At 54.5% G+C, this 18,099-nt stretch carries 21 protein-coding genes; 16 read left to right on the top strand and 5 right to left on the bottom strand.

The annotated features are described in order from the left end of the window. Window positions 1–29: 29 nt before the first annotated feature. Complete coding sequence (locus FHS72_RS10945; RefSeq protein ID WP_183528989.1) at window positions 30–368, top strand: ArsR/SmtB family transcription factor; 339 nt, start codon at window positions 30–32, stop codon at window positions 366–368. Here the strand turns inward: FHS72_RS10945 and FHS72_RS10940 are convergent. Together FHS72_RS10940 and FHS72_RS10935 are read right to left on the bottom strand one after the other, a co-directional pair. After that, entirely contained in the window at window positions 351–1,238 is an 888-nt protein-coding gene (locus FHS72_RS10940) for a DMT family transporter (protein ID WP_183528987.1), read from the bottom strand. The two genes, FHS72_RS10945 and FHS72_RS10940, sit on opposite strands and share 18 nt — an antisense overlap. Next, a complete protein-coding gene (locus FHS72_RS10935; protein ID WP_183528985.1) occupies window positions 1,226–2,104 on the bottom strand; it encodes a LysR family transcriptional regulator in 879 nt (292 codons plus the stop codon). The genes FHS72_RS10940 and FHS72_RS10935 overlap by 13 nt, the downstream gene beginning before the upstream one ends. 397 nt (window positions 2,105–2,501) lie before the next feature. Between FHS72_RS10935 and ffh the strand changes: the two genes are divergently transcribed. From ffh to rpmE, 10 genes are all read left to right on the top strand, one after another. After that, window positions 2,502–4,019, top strand: a complete 1,518-nt coding sequence (gene ffh, locus FHS72_RS10930) for a signal recognition particle protein (RefSeq protein ID WP_183528983.1) — start codon at window positions 2,502–2,504, stop codon at window positions 4,017–4,019. Window positions 4,020–4,023: 4 nt separating this feature from the next. Further along, window positions 4,024–4,545 carry a GNAT family N-acetyltransferase gene (locus tag FHS72_RS10925; protein WP_183528981.1) on the top strand — a complete coding sequence of 174 codons (522 nt, stop codon included), beginning with the start codon at window positions 4,024–4,026 and terminating at the stop codon, window positions 4,543–4,545. Between the two features lie 85 nt (window positions 4,546–4,630). Further along, window positions 4,631–4,927 carry a chorismate mutase gene (locus tag FHS72_RS10920; protein WP_183528979.1) on the top strand — a complete coding sequence of 99 codons (297 nt, stop codon included), beginning with the start codon at window positions 4,631–4,633 and terminating at the stop codon, window positions 4,925–4,927. A gap of 26 nt (window positions 4,928–4,953) precedes the next feature. Next, a complete protein-coding gene (rpsP, locus tag FHS72_RS10915) occupies window positions 4,954–5,340 on the top strand; it encodes a 30S ribosomal protein S16 (RefSeq protein WP_183528977.1) in 387 nt (128 codons plus the stop codon). A gap of 87 nt (window positions 5,341–5,427) precedes the next feature. Further along, on the top strand, window positions 5,428–5,946 hold the full coding sequence (gene rimM / locus FHS72_RS10910) for a ribosome maturation factor RimM (protein ID WP_183528975.1): 519 nt from the start codon (window positions 5,428–5,430) through the stop codon (window positions 5,944–5,946). A 171-nt stretch (window positions 5,947–6,117) separates the two neighbouring features. After that, window positions 6,118–6,930, top strand: a complete 813-nt coding sequence (locus FHS72_RS10905; protein ID WP_183528973.1) for a hypothetical protein — start codon at window positions 6,118–6,120, stop codon at window positions 6,928–6,930. Window positions 6,931–6,963: 33 nt separating this feature from the next. Beyond that, on the top strand, window positions 6,964–7,794 hold the full coding sequence (trmD, locus tag FHS72_RS10900; protein ID WP_183528971.1) for a tRNA (guanosine(37)-N1)-methyltransferase TrmD: 831 nt from the start codon (window positions 6,964–6,966) through the stop codon (window positions 7,792–7,794). A gap of 209 nt (window positions 7,795–8,003) precedes the next feature. Further along, on the top strand, window positions 8,004–8,588 hold the full coding sequence (locus FHS72_RS10895) for a YceI family protein (protein WP_183528969.1): 585 nt from the start codon (window positions 8,004–8,006) through the stop codon (window positions 8,586–8,588). Window positions 8,589–8,933: 345 nt separating this feature from the next. Continuing rightward, entirely contained in the window at window positions 8,934–9,308 is a 375-nt protein-coding gene (gene rplS / locus FHS72_RS10890) for a 50S ribosomal protein L19 (RefSeq protein ID WP_183528967.1), read from the top strand. A gap of 11 nt (window positions 9,309–9,319) precedes the next feature. Further along, window positions 9,320–9,541: a 50S ribosomal protein L31 gene (rpmE, locus tag FHS72_RS10885; RefSeq protein ID WP_183528965.1), complete on the top strand. Its 222-nt coding sequence runs from the start codon at window positions 9,320–9,322 to the stop codon at window positions 9,539–9,541. Between the two features lie 100 nt (window positions 9,542–9,641). Here rpmE and FHS72_RS10880 read toward each other — a convergent pair whose 3' ends face one another. Beyond that, window positions 9,642–10,187: a winged helix-turn-helix transcriptional regulator gene (locus FHS72_RS10880; RefSeq protein ID WP_183528963.1), complete on the bottom strand. Its 546-nt coding sequence runs from the start codon at window positions 10,185–10,187 to the stop codon at window positions 9,642–9,644. 39 nt (window positions 10,188–10,226) lie between these two features. On the opposite strand from FHS72_RS10880, the gene FHS72_RS10875 reads away from it, so the two are divergent. After that, window positions 10,227–10,607 carry a VOC family protein gene (locus tag FHS72_RS10875; RefSeq protein WP_183528961.1) on the top strand — a complete coding sequence of 127 codons (381 nt, stop codon included), beginning with the start codon at window positions 10,227–10,229 and terminating at the stop codon, window positions 10,605–10,607. A 154-nt stretch (window positions 10,608–10,761) separates the two neighbouring features. Here the strand turns inward: FHS72_RS10875 and FHS72_RS10870 are convergent, their stop codons facing one another. Further along, entirely contained in the window at window positions 10,762–12,072 is a 1,311-nt protein-coding gene (locus FHS72_RS10870; protein ID WP_183528958.1) for a DEAD/DEAH box helicase, read from the bottom strand. A 395-nt stretch (window positions 12,073–12,467) separates the two neighbouring features. Here FHS72_RS10870 and FHS72_RS10865 point away from each other — a divergent pair, with 395 nt between their 5' ends. The 4 genes from FHS72_RS10865 (at window position 12,468) to FHS72_RS10850 (ending at window position 16,963) form a co-directional block, all read left to right on the top strand. Next, window positions 12,468–13,277: a division plane positioning ATPase MipZ gene (locus FHS72_RS10865; protein WP_183528957.1), complete on the top strand. Its 810-nt coding sequence runs from the start codon at window positions 12,468–12,470 to the stop codon at window positions 13,275–13,277. Window positions 13,278–13,398: 121 nt separating this feature from the next. Further along, window positions 13,399–15,027, top strand: a complete 1,629-nt coding sequence (locus FHS72_RS10860) for an FMN-binding glutamate synthase family protein (protein WP_183528954.1) — start codon at window positions 13,399–13,401, stop codon at window positions 15,025–15,027. Between the two features lie 99 nt (window positions 15,028–15,126). Then, on the top strand, window positions 15,127–16,563 hold the full coding sequence (locus FHS72_RS10855) for a pyridoxal phosphate-dependent decarboxylase family protein (RefSeq protein ID WP_183528952.1): 1,437 nt from the start codon (window positions 15,127–15,129) through the stop codon (window positions 16,561–16,563). Between the two features lie 4 nt (window positions 16,564–16,567). Continuing rightward, on the top strand, window positions 16,568–16,963 hold the full coding sequence (locus FHS72_RS10850; protein ID WP_183528950.1) for a rhodanese-like domain-containing protein: 396 nt from the start codon (window positions 16,568–16,570) through the stop codon (window positions 16,961–16,963). On the opposite strand, the gene FHS72_RS10845 is transcribed toward FHS72_RS10850, so the two are convergent. Then, complete coding sequence (locus FHS72_RS10845) at window positions 16,960–18,033, bottom strand: Hint domain-containing protein (RefSeq protein WP_183528948.1); 1,074 nt, start codon at window positions 18,031–18,033, stop codon at window positions 16,960–16,962. The genes FHS72_RS10850 and FHS72_RS10845 overlap by 4 nt on opposite strands. Between the last annotated feature and the right edge of the window lie 66 nt (window positions 18,034–18,099).

Genomic DNA, 18,099 nt, shown 5'->3' with positions numbered 1-18,099 from the left:
AGGCGTTGAATGCAGGTTAAACGGTGGACATGACACAACCGCTCGACATCATCTTTGCAGCCCTCGCCGACCCCACCCGCAGGGCGATCTTGTCGATGCTTCTCGAAGACGACATGGCCGTCACGGACGTGGCAGAGCCATTCGAGACCTCGCTTGCGTCAATATCAAAACACCTCGGCGTGCTCACCGCAGCTGGCCTAATTAGCCAAGAGAAACGTGGACGGGTGAAATGGTGCAAACTCGAACCCGACCAACTGCGCGAAGCCAGCACATGGATGCAGGGCTTTGGGCAAATGGGCGGGTTAGATCTGGACGCATTCGAACGGTTCTTGGCGACAGAGCTATCGCCTCTACTCTCTGAGCAATAACAACAACGCCACAATCGTCAGCCCGATCCCGACAAACACCATCGCGGGCGGCAGACCGTTGCCCAAACCGACCTCCCAAACCATCACCCACGTTGGGGTCAGATAGGTGTAAGCCATGACTTTGGCGCTTGGCAGGCGTAGCGACGCAAATTGCAGCAGCGTGAATGTCAGCGCCGACGCAAAGACCGCGACGTAGATGATCGTCACCCAGACCAATGGCCGCAAGCCGGTCCAGTCCGTCGCGATAATATCCGGCAATCCCAACACCGTCAGGATGATTGCCCCTGCAACCAATGTGCCAAACGTGAACGACAACGCCGTCTCGCCTCGGTTGAGTTTGCGCACCATTGGCGTGTAGATCGCGTGGGATACGCAGCCCGAGAAATAGACCACTTCGCCGCGCCCGATATCGAACCCCAGCATGGCGGACACATCAGCCCTGAAAATCACCCAAACCGCGCCCAACGCGCCAATGCTGAGTGCCAGAACCATGCGCGACGTCGTGACTTGGCGCAGCAGGATATACCCGAACACCGCTGTTAGGATCGGGGTCAGGGTAAATATCGCAGCAGCGCTGACCGACGGGGCCGTTTTCAAGCCCTCGAACATCAAGACAAAGTAGATCGTGAAAACAACCGCTAGAACCAGATACCGCCAAGGCGCGCTAAAGTCGCCGTGCTTGATCGCGCCCGTCCCAAACGCAATCGCGCCGACGATGCCTGACGCGACCCAGAACCGCAGCGCATTTAGCGCCATCGGTGAAATCTCGTTCGCGACCAAGGCGCCTAACGCAAATGATCCTGCAACGAGAACCGAAAACGCAAGCATTGCCAGATGACCCGCAACACCGGGATTGGCTATGCGTCCCATGTTTTAGCGTAGTCTTTGACGAACGACAGGAATGCTTGGACCTTTGTTGTTCTGTGCAGATCGACATGTGTAACTAGCCACAACTTGGACGCCCATTCAGGCTGTGACGGTATTACGGGGGTCAACGTCGGATAACGGCTCAATGTCGCGCTAAGAACAAAGCCAATGCCAGCCCCAGCCAGAATCCCGTCCAGCAACGCCCGCTCGTCCGTGGCCCGATACACGTAATTCGCATCAGGAACCGTCTCGGCCAGCCAACGCGAAAACGGCGCACGATGCGCAGGGTTATCATACCCAACAAAGCGGTGATCCTTAAACGCCGCGATATTCTCTGGCAGCCCGTAGCGTTCTATATAAGTGTCCGACGCAACCAGTTCGACATCCGTATCCATCAAAGGTTGCACGACATTGTCGGGTTGATCCGGCGCCGCACCCGCACGAATGGCGACATGCGCCTCGCCATATTCCAACCGAAACAGCCGCTCGCCCGTCAGAAACCTAATCCGCACATCGGGATGCACCGTCTGGAACGCGGTCAGCATCGGGGCCAGCATCTGCGACACGCTCAATAGCGATGTCACAACAAGCTCCCCGCTCACCGTTTCGCCAAACCCCTTGATCCGGCTCGCAAGCTGCGAAAACTGGTCGTCCGTGGCCTTGGCAACCTGCAACAGATCGACGCCCGCCTCGGTCGCCGCATATCCACGCGCATGACGTTGGAACAATTTCACGCCGAGCCGCTGCTCAAGCGCATCAATATGGCGGATAACAGTCGCATGATGCACGCCCAACACATCCGCCGCCCCACTTACCGTGCCCTTGCGAGCCACCTGATAAGCGGTTCTGATTTCGTCCCAATTGTCCATGATCAACCCTGTGCGTATATCAACAGCATGTGCCTAGAATGGAGAGATAAGTTCGTCAATGCAAGGTCGCACCCCGATACGCAAAGCCCCCAAAACGTGACTAAAATCCACAGCATTCAGACCACGAAAACCGCGTAGAAATCGGCTATATATAATGTACGCAAAAACAGCACGATCACGCGGCAGTCCACCTGCCCCCAGATCACCACGCAGCTGACACTTGACTCAACGCCCCACACCGTCTAATTCGCGTTGCAACTCCGGAAGCAACAGACTTCCGGTCCCCTTTTTTGGGGATCGCCCCCCACCAGCGTGTCACGCCCGTGGGGGCGCTACTGCATTCAGCGTTTCGTTCCAATATTGGGATGACATGCAATTAACTTAAGGGCTTTGGGCCATGTTTGAGAACCTATCAGAACGCCTCGGCGGCGTCTTCGACAAGCTCACCAAACAAGGGGCTTTGTCCGAAGACGACGTAAAAACAGCCCTCCGCGAAGTCCGCATAGCCCTGCTTGAAGCCGACGTTTCCCTGCCCGTCGCCCGCGACTTCGTCAAAGCGGTAGAGGCAAAGGCAACTGGCCAAGCCGTCACCAAATCCATCACACCGGGCCAACAAGTCGTTAAAATCGTCCACGACGAGCTGGAACATGTTCTGGCAGGCGACACCGATCCGGGTGCGCTGAAAATCGACAACCCGCCTGCCCCGATTCTGATGGTTGGTCTGCAAGGCTCTGGTAAAACCACAACCACCGCGAAATTGGCAAAGCGTTTGAAAGAACGCGAAGGCAAGCGCGTGCTGATGGCGTCACTCGACACCAACCGTCCTGCCGCGATGGAACAGCTTGCAATTTTGGGCAAGCAGATCGGCGTGGATACGCTGCCGATCGTCAAAGGCGAAGATCCCGTCGCGATTGCGAAACGCGCAAAGACCCAAGCATCGCTTGGCGGCTACGACGTCTATATGCTTGATACCGCTGGCCGTTTGCACATCGACGCCGAACTGATCGCACAGGCCGCAGCCGTGCGCGATGTGGCACAGCCACGCGAAACGCTGCTCGTCGTTGATGGCCTGACAGGTCAAGACGCGGTGAACGTGGCGCAAGAATTCGACGACAAAATCGGCGTCACTGGCGTTGTCCTGACACGGATGGACGGCGACGGTCGCGGTGGTGCGGCGCTGTCGATGCGCGCGATCACCGGCAAGCCGATCCGCTTTGTCGGTCTTGGCGAAAAACTGGACGCGATTGAAACCTTCGAACCATCCCGCGTCGCTGGCCGTATCCTTGGCATGGGCGACATTGTTGCTCTTGTTGAAAAGGCCCAAGAAACCATCGAGGCCGAACAAGCCGAACGCATGATGAAGCGCTTCCAAAAGGGCGCGTTCAACATGAACGACCTCAAGATGCAGCTTGAGCAGATGATGAAAATGGGCGGCATGGAAGGTATGATGGGCATGATGCCCGGCATGGGCAAAATGAAGGGCCAGATGGACAAAGCTGGCATCGACGACAGCATCCTGAAGCGCCAGATCGCACTGATCGGGTCCATGACCAAAAAAGAACGCGCCAACCCTGCCCTGCTCGCCGCATCCCGTAAAAAGCGGATTGCAAAAGGCGCAGGTCTGGAAGTGTCCGAGTTGAACAAACTCATCAAACAGCACCGTCAAATGGCTGATATGATGAAAAAGATGGGCAAAATGGGCAAAGGCGGCATGCTGAAACAAGCCATGAAAGGCATGTTCGGCAAAGGCGGTATGCCCGGCGCTGGCGCAGACGGTATGCCCGACATGAACGACCCTGCAGCGATGGAAGCAGCGGCCAAAGCCCTGCAAGGCCAGATGCCAAAAGGCATGCCAGGTCTTGGCGGCGGCATGGGCCTGCCCCCCGGTCTGTCCGGTTTCGGGAAAAAGAAATAAGCCGATGGAAATGACTTTACAGACAGAGCGCCTGATCTTGCGCCGTCCCGAACCCGGCGACTACGGTGCGTACCGCGCATTCATGACGTCCGATCGGTCGCACGGCACAAACGGGCCATTCACCGTCGGTGAAGCATGGCGCGCATTTGCGGCCGAACTCGGTCACTGGGAAATGATGGGCTACGGCATGTGGGCCGTCACGATCCGTGGCGACAACGATGCGGTCGCACTCGTTGGTCCTTGGACACCCGAAGATTGGCCAGAAACCGAAATCGGCTACATGGTCCTCGACCCCAAAGTCGAAGGCACAGGAATCGCTTACGAGGCGACCAAAGCGGCCATTGCCCACGCATTCGACGCGCTGAACTGGCGCACGGCCGTGTCCTACATCGCGCCGGAAAATGTGCGCTCCATCGCGTTGGCCCAGAAATTGGGTGCGAAACTCGATATCAATGCACCCGCCCCTGCCGCCTACGGCGCATGCTTGGTCTACCGCCACCCTGATCCAGAAGGGCAGCGCCTATGACACAGCAGCAGCAAACACGACACAGGCTGTGCACGGGTTGTGCACGCATTGTGCACGCAAATCACATGTCGATTTTGGGGGCCTTATGACCGATACAACCACACGCGCCGCCGACGTCCTCAAAGGCCACCGCGAAAGCATCGACCGGCTTGACGCGATCCTTGTCTATACGCTGGGCGAGCGGTTCAAACACACGCAGGCCGTGGGTGTTCTCAAAGCAGAGCACGCCCTGCCCCCCTCCGATCCGGACCGCGAAGAAAAGCAAATCGCGCGTCTGACCAACCTTGCAGAACGGGCCGATCTCGACCCGGAATTCGCCAAGAAATTCCTGAATTTTATTATTCAGGAAGTCATCCAACACCATAAACAACATCAATCCTAATAGACTGAAATCAAAGGACTAACACCATGGCTATGAAAATTCGTCTCGCACGTGGCGGCTCTAAAAAGCGCCCTCACTATTCCATCGTAGCAGCTGACAGCCGCATGCCACGCGACGGTCGTTTCATCGAGAAACTCGGCACATATAACCCAATGCTGCCAAAAGATTCCGAAGATCGCGTGAAAATGGACATCGAGCGCGTGAAATACTGGTTGGGCGAAGGCGCTCAGGTCACTGACCGCGTATCCCGCATGCTCGAAGCTGCTGGTGAACTGCCGAAGAAAGACCGCGCGAACCCTAAAAAGGGTACACCAGGCAAAGCCGCTCAGGCACGTGCTGAAGAAAAAGCACAAAAAGTTGCAGACGCAGCCGAAGCCGCAGCAGCCCCAGCTGAAGAAGCAGCAGCAGAGTAATTACTCACGCTGTCCGGGCGGCGCTACGCTGCCCGGACGCTCTTTTTCCAAAGGCCGATGCGGCCTTTCGCAAAGGAGTTTGATCTGATGACAGACACACGCGTGATCGTAGGATCGCTTGGCGGCTCTTTTGGCGTCAAAGGCGAGGTTCGCTTGAAATCGTTTTGCGCCGATCCGGCTGCAATCGCTGACTACACCCCGCTTTATACCGAGGATGGGCGTGTCTTTACGCAGGTCGTTCTGACGGGTCAGATGAAAAACGGTTTCTCCGCAAAAATCTCTGGTATCACGACAAAAGAGGACGCAGACGCGATCCGCAACACGGCCCTTTACGCTGAACGCAGCGCGATGCCTCCGATTGAAGACGACGAATATTACTACGCTGACCTGATCGGCCTGACCGTTATTGACACCGGCGGCACCACACTTGGCGTCGTCAAAAACGTCATCGACCATGGTGCGGGCGACCTGTTGGAAATCACGCCACCAACCTCGCCTGAAACGATTTTTCTGCCATTTACCCAAGCTGCAGTGCCGACTGTAGACCTTAAATCCCGCAAAATTGTCGCTGACCCGCCTGATGGGCTTTTCAACACAACCGACTAAGCCCATCTTTGCTTCTTTGACTTTTTCTAAATCCCGGGGGGTACGGGGGGCTGGCCCCCCGTTTGCGCGACGCGGATAGCGGCGCAATACCTCAAAGGTGCACAGGCCACCTTTACCAAAGCCCACGTTCAGGGTCATACTCTCCCAAAATGCGCTTAGGAAAATCGTGGCATGGCCGAGCAGCAACAAATTTTGCTTCACCCTGGATTTCATCGGACTGGCACCAGTTCGATGCAGCATTTCCTATGGCTGAACCGAGACGCGCTTGCGCCCCATTTGGCGATCCGCCTGACCCGTCATTTCAAACCTGTCGCACGGCTTTGCACCCGTTATGCCATGACGCAAAACCCGTTTGATTTGACCGAATTGATTGGCGAACTTGACGCAGGTTTTGCGCAAGAACCCGTACCAACGGGCCGCAACTTACTGATTAGTAGTGAAATGTTTTGCGGTGAAATTCCAGGCCATGGCCCTGTGACGGATTATAGCGCGGCCCCGACCCTGATCAGCTATCTCGCGGGCTACCTGCAAGAACGTTTTCCGGCGGCACAAATCCGCGTCATTATGACGACACGCGACGCGGATGAATGGTTGTTCAGCGCCTATCGCCACGTCTTGCGCCGCAGCCGTATCATCCTGACGCCCGAAGAATTCGCAGAGACCTATCGCGGCGCCACCGATTTTGACGCGATCCTGCAAGACATCGCCGAGGCTATCGCGCCGTTGGATTTACTGTTCCTGCCGTTGGATCATGCGCTGCAAAACCCAGCTGGGCCCGGTGCTGCTTTGGTGGATCAAATGCCGCTGCCTGAAAATGTGCACAACGCTTTGTTGCCTGTTGGGATTGGCGCAAAGGGCGCAGAGCCGCATCTTTGGGGACAATTTCTCGCGATGAACCGCACCGATGCCCCTGACGATCAGCTCGCCGCGCAAAAAGAACAGATGGCCGAAGCGGTCAAGCTGGGCCACTGGCGTAAGGTCTAGCGTTTCGCGCAGCAACGGCCTAAACCCGCGCTCATGACAGAAGCACCCAAATCCAAAGCGACAAAGTCTCATGGTGGCAGTGGCACCCGTGCGCTTGGCCGCAAAACTATTCGCCCGACGCTCAAGCCGCGTGAATTGATGACCGATACGCCTGATCTGGCTGGCGCATGGCGGGCGCAGATCTTGACGCTATTCCCGCAGGCGTTTCCCGGCGTGCTAGGTGAAAGCCTGACAGGCCGCGCCTTGCAGGACGGCTTGTGGCAGATCGAAACCTACGACCTGCGCGATTACGGGATCGGCAAGCACCGCAATGTTGATGATACCCCTGCTGGCGGTGGCGCTGGCATGGTGCTGCGGGCGGATGTGCTAGAGGCCGCGATCACGGATGCGAGGGCGTCTGCGAAAGGCGTGATGCCGTTGATTTACCTCAGCCCCCGTGGCCGCCAGATGGATCAAGCATTGATGCGTGACCTGTCAAAAGCGGATGGTGTGACGCTGTTGTGTGGTCGGTTTGAAGGCGTGGATGAACGTGTTTTGAAGCATTACAATATCATCGAAGTCAGCCTTGGGGATTTTGTGATGACTGGCGGCGAATTAGCGGCACAGGCGATGATTGACGCAACGGTGCGGCTGTTGCCCGGCGTTTTGGGGAACATGGCATCGACCGAAGAAGAAAGCTTTTCCAATGGCTTGCTTGAGCATCCGCAATATACAAAACCCGCCGAATGGCAGGGCCATGCAATTCCGGACGTATTGTTGTCTGGAAACCATGCAAAGATTAACGCATGGCGCAAAGAGCAATCCGAACAGATTACGCAAGATCGCCGTCCTGATCTTTGGGACGCGCATATTAAAAAAGGTTAACGCCGTTTTAATATCGAAATGTTTGAATTTCGGAACGCGACGTATACGTCGCGGCAATAAGCTATTGTAAACAAAACACATATCGCGGTTTTAATTACAGCAGCACGAATAGTCATAGCTATCATCCCTGATGCCCAACTAATTCAAACTAATTCGAGTACGTTTCTACGAGTCAATTTGAGTTAATCGAGCAAAAAGTGAGTCATGTTATGATGAAAAAAATTCTATTAAACACAGCCATCGCAAGCCTTTTTATGGCAACAACTGCGGCGGCTGAAACTTGGACCATGGATAGCGGCGCTTCTGTCGTTGGATTTGGTTCTGTGAAAAGCAATTCCATCGGTGAGGCCCATACGTTGAACGTCACGTCCGGCACTGTCGCGGATGACGGCACGGTCAATGTTCAGCTTGATCTGGCCAGCATCCAAACCAATATCGACGTGCGCAACGAGCGGATCGGCGAATTTGTTTTGGCTGACGAGACATCCGCGCAGCTGACGGCATCCGTGGATACGGAAGCGATGAACGCGCTTGGCGTTGGTGAACATATGATCACCGAAGTCGAAGGCGATCTGACCCTTCTGGGCAATGACATTCCCGTTTATCTGGACATGTTCATTATGCGTACAGCCGAAGATCAGGTGCTGGTCACGTCCAACTCTATGCTGTTCGTTTCGACCGAAGAAGCAGGCATTGATGCGGGCATTGATACGTTGATGGAGCTTGCCAGTCTTTCCGACATCACACGCACGCTCCCTGTGACACTGCGCTTTATTTTTAACGCAGCTTCATAAAGCAGACGTCTTTGACAGATTGCCCGTCGCACAACATCCGTGCGGCGGGCTTTTGTTTGTAAAACAGCACGCATTGGCGCTGTTCTGTTCTTGATCCACCACGCGCATCCGCCTATACGAGCCCATCACCGGGCGCCTGAGGCGATTCTGGTGTGTGGTTTATGGAACCATCCGGACTTTGAGCGTTGCTTCGTTGTAACGGGCCTCACCGGACAGGCCGGACGATCGACCAAGAATGACGACGTGACCTTTGGCGGGCGCATATGCGGACCCGATAACGACACAAAGCTCTCGCGACTGACGAAAATGCAGCCGGACAACCGGTGCCAATCATAGGAGCGCATCATGAACGTGATCGCACAAATCGAAGCGGAGCAAATCGCTGCGCTGGGGAAAACCATCCCCGACTTTAAAGCGGGTGACACCATCCGCGTTGGTTACAAAGTAACCGAGGGTACACGTACCCGTGTTCAGAACTACGAAGGCGTTTGTATCGCTCGTAAGAACGGCAAAGGCATTGCTGGCTCGTTCACAGTTCGCAAGATTTCCTTTGGTGAAGGCGTGGAACGTGTATTCCCGCTGTACTCCACCAACATCGACGAGATTACAGTTGTACGCCGCGGTAAAGTCCGTCGTGCGAAATTGTACTATCTCCGTGAACGCCGTGGTAAATCCGCGCGTATCGCAGAAGTTACCAACTACAAAGCGCCTAAGGCGTAAGGGGTCCTGTCATGAAAAAAGATATCCATCCCGATTACCACATCATCGACGTCAAAATGACCGATGGTACTGTGGTTCAGATGAAATCCACTTGGGGCAAAGAAGGCGACGTGATGTCGTTGGACGTTGACCCATCTGTGCACCCTGCATGGACTGGTGGCGGCACGCGTCTTATGGATGCCGGCGGTCGCGTTTCCAAGTTCAAGAACAAATACGCTGGTCTTGGCTTCTAAGCCAACCACTGTATGCAAGATCAAAGGGCTCGCCAGTTTGGCGGGCCCTTTTTGTTTTTGGTGATGCTAAGTGTCGATGCTGTGCCAGTGGGACAAGCCATTATTGGCTAAAGCTAATTTCCGGCCCCGTGATTTGACTAATCATTCCACCAGTATTTACGGCGCTATAGATTGATCTTGGCGGACGAGCGGTCTCGTCAACGCTGCGATGCACCCAATCTCTCGCCTCCATAGACTTCAGTGATTGAGACAACGCGCGATCAGTGATCGTTTGCAGGTTTCGCTTGATATCGTTGAAGTGGCTTGGCGTTTGAAGTGACGTGAGCACCGGCAAAGTCCATGATTTACGTAGCAATCTCTGATCGTCCTCGGACGCCACACGTTGCACTTTATCTGCAATTGCAGCCGCTTCTTTTCCAAGTTGAGTGAGACGAAACTCTGGTCGCAACGGGTGGCCGTACCCCGGATTTCGTTCCAACAATCCATGCTTGATGAGGTGGTCCATGCTCTGCGCGAATGCAGTCCTGCTCGCGCCTGTCGCTGCCAGCAGTGTCGCCTGTCGTCCCGCGACGCCCAGATGCAAGCTGGATAAGATGGGCAAAGCCCACGCCTTTGAGGTGATGTTGACAAATGATCTTATGTACATAAAGTATATTTAGTATATTTTAGTGATAAAGGAAAGCCCATGGCACTTGTTACATTGGATGAAACAATCAATATCTCTTTTTCCGTTAAAGATCGGCACGTCAGCGCCAAGTGGTATGCAGATATGCTGGGGTTCGAAACGATCTATCATGCAGACGAAGCAGGTTGGTCCGAGCTTCAAACAAACACCGCTGGCGTAACGATTGGCCTTGGAGAACATACCAAGCCTGCACCGGGGAACTGCGTGCCTGTTTTCGGGACCGCTGATCTGGACAGCGCACGACAGAAATTAGAGCAAGCCGACGTGAAGTTTGACGGCGAGACCGACGTGGTAGACGGCATGGTCAAGACGGCGACGTTTTATGATCCTGATGGGAACGCTTTGATGCTTGCTCAAGACTTAACCGGCGGTGGTTCGTGACAATCCGCACTTTAAGCGGTGTCTGAATGGCTTGGCTTAGTTCGACGATTAGTCGCCGTTGATGCCCGTTGCACCCAGTCGTCACGCGCAGGCATCAGCCCTAAACAAAAAGGCCCACCAAATTGGCGGGCCTTTCTAAATCTCACATCAAAACTTAAGCAGCTGCGGAATTCCGGCCGCGTCCTGTTGGTGGCTTGCGCCGACGCTGACCGCTATTGCCGGGCTTCGCGCCACCGGGCTTGCCGCCACCAGCATGACGACCGCCGCCACCACCACCGCCGCCGCGACGTCCACCGCCGCCGCCACCGTTCGGGCGCTTTTTCTGACCTGGCTGGATTTCCCAAGGCGTGCCGGATGCGACAGGGATCGCCTCTTTCATGGCCTTTTCGATGTCCTTCAGATCGACGATCTCGTCCGGTGCACAGAATGCAACAGCACTGCCGTCAGCACCCGCACGCGCCGTCCGACCGATCCGGTGAACATAGTTTTCAGCGACGTTCGGCAAGTCAAAGTTGTACACATAGCGCACGCCCGGAATGTCGATACCACGTGCCGCAACATCAGTTGCAACAAGCACACGTACTTTGCCAGCCTTGAAGTCATCAATCGCACGGGTCCGTTGACCTTGGGATTTGTTCCCGTGTATGGACGCCGCTGCAAAGCCTTTGTTTTCCAAGAACTTGTACAACTTTTCGCAACCATGTTTTGTGCGGCCAAAGACCAAAGCCAATTCGTCACGGTGTTCGTCAAGCAGTTCAACCAACAGGTCAGATTTCGCAGCCTGAGCCACGTAATGCAGCGATTGATTGATCTTTTTCACGGCCTGCCCCGGAGGGTTCACTTGGACCCGCACAGGATCAGACAGGAAGCTGTCCGCAAGCTCTGCCATCAGTTTTGGCATCGTCGCCGAAAACATCATTGTTTGACGGTCATTTGCCAACAATGGCGCAATCCGGCGCAGCGCGTGGATAAAGCCCATGTCGAGCATTTGGTCTGCTTCGTCCAGCACGAGGTACGTGGTTTCATCAAGACGCACAGCGCGGCGATCCAACAGGTCGATCAAACGGCCCGGTGTCGCAACGAGCAGGTCAACACCACCAGCGAGACGCTTGGTTTGTGCAACAATGCCAGCACCGCCCACAACCAATGCAACCTTCAGGTGGCTGCCTTTGGTGTAGTTGGTCAGGTTATCCGAAATCTGTTTCGCCAATTCGCGTGTCGGCGCCAAAATCAAACCGCGCACGGTCTTTGCATTTGGCTTCACGCCCGCTTTCATCAGCGCGTCGATCATCGGCAGACCAAAGGCCGCCGTTTTACCAGTCCCCGTTTGGGCAAGGCCCATCACGTCACGGCCATTCATCGCATGTGGGATGGCCTGTGTTTGAATTGGGGTCGGGTCGGTGATGCCTTGTTCAGCCAATTTGGCCACAAGACGGGGCGCGAGGCCCAGCATATCAAAATCCATAAATCTTCTTTCTTCACGGACAAACGCCCGCATAAAACGTCTGGGCCTGACGCAAATGCATCAAACCCCTTGCAGGTTGCGCCCATATGCTGACGGGTCTGGCCACGTGCCAAAACTGCCGATCAGGCGCTGGACCCCCTGCGTGATGTGGGAACCGGGAATGTAAACGACGCCTTGCCTAGATCAGTTGATCGAGCTCTGCTCACGCGGGCAGGATGCGACGGTTGACCGCCACATGACGGCAAACCCAAATAAAGTCAAGACCAACGTGACGGCCAACAGTGTTGCACCACGTCACACATCCGTAAAAATGGCGGGCAAGCTCACGCCGATGCTTTCACAAATGTGAAACACACCATAGGGTTGCCTCGAAATAAGGGTACGAGGGCTAAAAAGTGGCGCATATTATCGTCGTTGGTAACGAAAAAGGTGGAGCGGGCAAATCCACCGTATCAATGCATGTCGCGACTGCATTATCGCGGATGGGACACAAGGTGGGGTGTCTTGATCTGGACCTGCGTCAAAAAACGATGGGGCGGTATATTTCAAACCGTATGGCCTATCTGGCGAAGCACGATCTGGATTTGCCGACGCCTGATTATATTGACTTACCCGAAGTCGACCAAGCCTCTGTTCCTGATGGGGAAAACATCCACGACCACCGGCTATCTATGGCTGTTGCTGGCTTGGAACCCGAGAACGATTTCATCCTGATCGACTGTCCTGGATCGCATACGCGCCTTAGCCAAGTTGCCCATTCTTTGGCCGACACATTGATCACGCCGCTGAATGATAGCTTTATCGATTTTGATCTTTTGGCACATGTGGATAGCGACGGCGAAGAAATCACGGGGCCTTCTGTCTACTCAGAAATGGTGTGGAATGCCCGGCAATTGCGGGCGCGTGCAGGACTTTCACCGATTGATTGGATCGTTGTGCGTAACCGGATGGGCGCGCAACATATGGTCAACAAAGAGAAAATGGAGCGCGTGATTAGTAAGCTGTCCAAACGGATCGGCTTTCGGACAGCGCCCGGTTTCAACGAACGCGTGATCTTTCGCGAGCTGTTCCCGCGCGGTCTGACCTTGCTTGATCTACGCGACATCGGCGTGAAAGGATTGAACATTTCGAACGTCGCAGCGCGAAACGAATTGCGCGGCCTGATCGGCGCGCTCAAGTTGCCCGGGGTGACTGTCGATTTTTAACAAAAGCGTAAGCTAACGTTAGCAATTTTGTGTGATGATGTGCGTGAAACCAAAATAAAGGTTCTCATTCAGGGGTAAGACTGCCTAATAATACGGCAAGTGAACCCAAGAAGGACATGTTATGTTGCGCACTATCTTTGAGAACCAACGTTATTTGGCGCTTGTTATTTCGGCTTTCTTTACGGTGATCGGTTTCCTGCTTTGGACGGTCGATAGTTGGCCGTTTTTTCTGGTCATTGTAACCGCTGCGTTAACAGCCTTGGGTCTCTGGGACGTAAACCAGACAAAACATGCGATCACGAAAAACTACCCCCTTATCGGGCACATGCGGTTCTTGTTTGAGAAAATCAGACCCGAAATTCAGCAATATTTGATTGAAGACGATCTCGAAGAGGTCCCGTTTTCCAGAGAACAGCGTGCGCTGGTTTACCAACGTGCCAAAGGCGTTGAAGACAAACGCCCCTTTGGGACAAGACGCGGCGTCTATGATGCGGGCTACAACTGGTTAACGCACTCGATTATGCCGACGCATTTCGACGACACCGATTTCCGCGTTAACATCGGGGGGTCCAATTGTAAGAAACCCTATGCCGCATCTTTGCTTAACATTTCTGCAATGAGTTTCGGGTCGCTTTCTGCTAATGCAATCAGTGCCTTGAATAAAGGCGCGAAAATGGGTGGCTTTATGCACGACACTGGCGAAGGTGGCATTAGTCGCTACCACCTTGCCGGCGGCGGTGATCTGGTTTTTCAAGTCGGTTCTGGTTACTTTGGATGCCGGAACCATGACGGGTCATTTAATCCGGAAAAGTTTCGCGAACGTGCGGCATTAGATCAGGTTAAGATGATCGAAATCAAATTGTCGCAAGGTGCAAAACCCGGCCATGGCGGCATGCTACCCGCTGCAAAAATCACCCCTGAAATCGCTGAAGCACGCGACATCCCAATGGGCATCGACTGCGTCTCGCCCGCGTCGCATTCCACCTTTTCGACGCCAATGGAGCTTGTTCAATTCATCGGGCGACTTCGTGAATTGTCCGGCGGGAAACCAGTTGGGTTTAAGCTGTGCATCGGACACCGCCGTGAATTTATGTGCATTGTTAAGGCGATGCTGGAATCCGGCATCACGCCAGACTTTATCGTCGTCGATGGCACCGAAGGCGGCACAGGTGCTGCACCAATCGAATTCGCGAACCATGTAGGCATGCCCATGGTCGAGGGTTTAACCTTTGTTCACAACACATTGCGCGGCGCAGGATTGCGCGACGAAGTGAAAATTGGGGTCGCTGGTAAAATTACGTCCGCGTTCCACATCGCTAAAGCGCTCGCGTTGGGTGCGGATTGGTGCAATTCGGCCCGCGGATATATGTTCGCGATTGGCTGCATTCAGGCGCAGGCGTGTCACACCAATCACTGCCCCGTCGGCGTCACCACCCAAGACCCCGTGCGTCAAAAAGCGTTGAATGTCGAAGACAAAAGCCACCGCGTCGCAAGGTATCACCGCGAAACATTGAAAGCACTCGGCGAAATGGCTGGTGCTGCGGGACTAGAGGAACCGCGCGGCTTCCTGCCCTACCACTTCATGCAACGCGAAGCGGACAGCAAGATGAAGGAAGGCTCAGACGCATTCCCATATCTGCCACGCCGCTTCTTGCTGGAAGAGGGTGAAGATCACATCGAATACCGTCAACGCTGGCGGCGGGCGGATGCACACAGCTTCGCGCCCCCTCACAAACCAACATCCAACTAATCAAAAGGAACTTTCGGGTTCCCATATTCCACGGATGCAGCACTGGCCAAGCACCATAAATTGATGGCAAATTGCGCGTGAACTGAGAGGACCAGCGCAATGACCAACGATCTTACTCTTGATCCATCCGACTGGGATACGTTTCGCGCGTCGGCACATGAGATGCTCGACGCATCGCTTGATCAAATGATGGCAGCGCGAGACGGACGTGTTTGGAATCCTCTACCTGACGCACAAAAAGAAGCACTGACCGCGCCCTTGCCCCGCAAAGGCAGCGACATCAATGCACAGATGCAGGCGCTTTTGCCACATGGCGTCGGCAACACCCATCCACGGTTTTTTGGTTGGGTACACGGGTCCGGCACCCCGTCAAATGTCATCGCCGACATCACAGCTGCGGCGATGAACGCCAACCTTGGCGGTCGCGACCACGGCGCAAATTACGTGGAAAAACAGGTAGTGGATTGGTGCCGCCAAATATTCGATTTCCCTGACGACAGCAGTGGCCTCGTCGTGTCAGGAACATCGATTGCGACATTGATCGCGCTTAAAGCCGCGCGTGATAGGATCACAGATTTCGAAAGCCGCAAGACCGGATGCCCCGCGAAATTAGTTGGTTATACGTCTACGCAAACTCATTCCTGCGTCGCGCGAACCTTTGACATATTAGGAATCGGCAGCGACGCACTTCGGAAAATTCCGGTTAACGCCGACTTTGAAATCGATTGCGATGTTTTGCTAGACGAAATTGAAAATGACCGCGCCGCAGGAAATACACCATTTGTCATCATCGGGACCGCCGGATCAGTCAATATCGGCGCAATAGACAACCTGGATCGGATAGCGGATATCTGCGAATCAGAAAACCTTTGGTTCCACGTTGACGGCGCGTTTGGTGCGACAGGTATGTTAAGCGATCACGTAAGGCCCAAATTAACGGGCCTGACGCGCGCCGATTCTATCGCCTTTGATTTCCACAAATGGCTGCACGTGAATTACGACGCTGGCATGATTATGATGCGATCTGAAGACATGCATCGCCGCAGTTTCTCTGAACGGCCCGATTACCTGAAGGGCGCTGATCGTGGTCTCGCTGCTGGCAATCCGTGGCCCACTGAATATGGTCCGGAATTGTCGCGCGGCTTTCGTGCGCTCAAAGTTTGGGCGCAATTGGCGACGCATGGCACTGACAAGCTTGGCGCGCTCATCACGCAAAACTGTCTTCAAGCGCAACACCTTGCTCATTTGATAGATAGCACTGACGAATTTGAACGGCTCGCCCCAGTTCCAATGCAAATTTGTTGCTTTCGATTTGCGCCTAGCGCAGCAGCACCCGCCCAGCTTGACCTGCTCAACGACGAAATCGTTATGCGGCTTCAAGAAACCGGAATAGCTGCCCCGTCGACCACATTGTTAAACGGCAAAAATGCGATCAGGGTGAACATAACCAATCACCGCACCACGTTTGCAGATCTCGATTTGCTGGTTGAGGCGATACAGAAAATAGGCCACGAAATACTTGCGGAATGGACCTGAAACCATGAGCCTCAAAATAACCTCGGCAGATATGGTTGCTGCAGCTCGTGCGCGGATCAAAGAGTACACAACCCAAGAGGTTGTTGCGACGCTCCACGATCCCAATGTTGTTATTGTCGATATTCGTGATTCTCGGGAAAGAGACCGCACGGGAGTCATCCCTGGTGCGTTTTCATGTCCTCGTGGTATGGTGGAATTCTGGATCGACCCGCAAAGTCCTTATTTCAAAGATATCTTCGGAGAGAAAAAGACGTTCATCTTTCATTGTGCCTCTGGGTGGCGGTCGGCCCTGACCGTTGCGACCCTGCAAGACATGGGATTTGAGGCAGGACATCTGAAAGATGGTTTTACGGATTGGGTTGCGAAAGACGCACCTGTTGAAAAATTGCCAAAGCGCTAAACTCTACGGCGAAGACCTGCGTCCGCTTGCAGAATCGCGGCGTCACTTGCGGATAAGGTTCGCCGCGCGAAGCCACCGTAAGCCATTGGATTTCCTTTAATTTCCGGCACACGCCTCAACAGACGGGCCTGTTCATCTTCCTGAAGCGATCCAAGCGCTGCACTTGCGGGGTGAAAACTCTCGGTTGGAACGTTGTTCGCAAAAACGATCTCGTGCTGGCCTAACATCATGTGAATGTAAGTGACCTGATTTAACCCGTGGGCACGACTGATTGTGCTGTCATTCACCAAGTCACGCGCCGTCACCAGAACTTCGTCTGCATTGAACAAGGTTCGCGCCCTTGATCCCCGCAGGACAATCCGATGATCCGGCGAAACCAGCAATCCTGCATCCGGCACATCGCGATCAAGCGCGCCTTTGCGTAGCCGAATCGGGCGTAGGTGCGGCTGAACCTTCATACGCGCACCTGACACGACACGCCGCCCTATCCACAAAACCTCTGCGGGCCCGTTATCTTGTGTTTGTACAAAGTCGCCTTCCATCAAAGTCGCAACATCACGTGCGCCAGTGGGAGTCATAATCGCAGTACCGGGCGTGAAACAGATGACGCCCCCCGTATTTTCCGTCAGCGAATTACGTACCGAGGACAGGATCTCTTCTTTTACAACCCAGAGGTCTGTGTCGCGCGGCGGGATATCGCCGTTGAACATAAGCAACGGTTTTTTCCCGAACCCCATGTTAATTACCGTGACGGTCCAGACGCTATATCCGTTTGTCACAGTGAAAAAGCTACTGAAAAGAGTAGTATCATCGTCCACTTGAAATGACGGCACATTCAATTCCGCGCTGAACATCCGGCGCACTTTTTGCCCTGCACGACGATACAGATCGGCGTCACCAATAGGGTTATTGAGAAGCAAAACATCGCTGGGGCCATCGACCCGCGTTGTGTCTCCTGTCCATAGCCACCCTGCGCCGGGGCTAACCATATCAATCGCGGGGGATATTTCCCCATCAATTTCGGTCTGGCCCCACGGGATGATGAACGTGCCACGAAAGCCCGTTTTCATACCTATTACCTCTGCCTCAAGTCGTTGCATCGTTTTCGTGCAACGTTCTTGGTTCAGCTTAGGCCT

The organism is Yoonia ponticola, from assembly GCF_014199395.1.
Classification (GTDB): domain Bacteria; phylum Pseudomonadota; class Alphaproteobacteria; order Rhodobacterales; family Rhodobacteraceae; genus Yoonia; species Yoonia ponticola.
The sequence above is the reverse complement of the archived record's forward strand: the minus strand, read 5'-3'. Positions and strand labels throughout refer to the sequence as shown.

Bases quoted from the DNA above. Each gene is read 5' to 3' on its own strand.
- FHS72_RS10945 (WP_183528989.1), top strand. From the start codon at position 30: ATGACACAACCGCTCGACATCATCTTTGCAGCCCTCGCCGACCCCACC.
- FHS72_RS10940 (WP_183528987.1), bottom strand. From the start codon at position 1,238: ATGGGACGCATAGCCAATCCCGGTGTTGCGGGTCATCTGGCAATGCTT.
- FHS72_RS10935 (WP_183528985.1), bottom strand. From the start codon at position 2,104: ATGGACAATTGGGACGAAATCAGAACCGCTTATCAGGTGGCTCGCAAG.
- ffh (WP_183528983.1), top strand. From the start codon at position 2,502: ATGTTTGAGAACCTATCAGAACGCCTCGGCGGCGTCTTCGACAAGCTC.
- FHS72_RS10925 (WP_183528981.1), top strand. From the start codon at position 4,024: ATGGAAATGACTTTACAGACAGAGCGCCTGATCTTGCGCCGTCCCGAA.
- FHS72_RS10920 (WP_183528979.1), top strand. From the start codon at position 4,631: ATGACCGATACAACCACACGCGCCGCCGACGTCCTCAAAGGCCACCGC.
- rpsP (WP_183528977.1), top strand. From the start codon at position 4,954: ATGGCTATGAAAATTCGTCTCGCACGTGGCGGCTCTAAAAAGCGCCCT.
- rimM (WP_183528975.1), top strand. From the start codon at position 5,428: ATGACAGACACACGCGTGATCGTAGGATCGCTTGGCGGCTCTTTTGGC.
- FHS72_RS10905 (WP_183528973.1), top strand. From the start codon at position 6,118: ATGGCCGAGCAGCAACAAATTTTGCTTCACCCTGGATTTCATCGGACT.
- trmD (WP_183528971.1), top strand. From the start codon at position 6,964: ATGACAGAAGCACCCAAATCCAAAGCGACAAAGTCTCATGGTGGCAGT.
- FHS72_RS10895 (WP_183528969.1), top strand. From the start codon at position 8,004: ATGATGAAAAAAATTCTATTAAACACAGCCATCGCAAGCCTTTTTATG.
- rplS (WP_183528967.1), top strand. From the start codon at position 8,934: ATGAACGTGATCGCACAAATCGAAGCGGAGCAAATCGCTGCGCTGGGG.
- rpmE (WP_183528965.1), top strand. From the start codon at position 9,320: ATGAAAAAAGATATCCATCCCGATTACCACATCATCGACGTCAAAATG.
- FHS72_RS10880 (WP_183528963.1), bottom strand. From the start codon at position 10,187: ATGTACATAAGATCATTTGTCAACATCACCTCAAAGGCGTGGGCTTTG.
- FHS72_RS10875 (WP_183528961.1), top strand. From the start codon at position 10,227: ATGGCACTTGTTACATTGGATGAAACAATCAATATCTCTTTTTCCGTT.
- FHS72_RS10870 (WP_183528958.1), bottom strand. From the start codon at position 12,072: ATGGATTTTGATATGCTGGGCCTCGCGCCCCGTCTTGTGGCCAAATTG.
- FHS72_RS10860 (WP_183528954.1), top strand. From the start codon at position 13,399: ATGTTGCGCACTATCTTTGAGAACCAACGTTATTTGGCGCTTGTTATT.
- FHS72_RS10855 (WP_183528952.1), top strand. From the start codon at position 15,127: ATGACCAACGATCTTACTCTTGATCCATCCGACTGGGATACGTTTCGC.
- FHS72_RS10850 (WP_183528950.1), top strand. From the start codon at position 16,568: ATGAGCCTCAAAATAACCTCGGCAGATATGGTTGCTGCAGCTCGTGCG.
- FHS72_RS10845 (WP_183528948.1), bottom strand. From the start codon at position 18,033: ATGAAAACGGGCTTTCGTGGCACGTTCATCATCCCGTGGGGCCAGACC.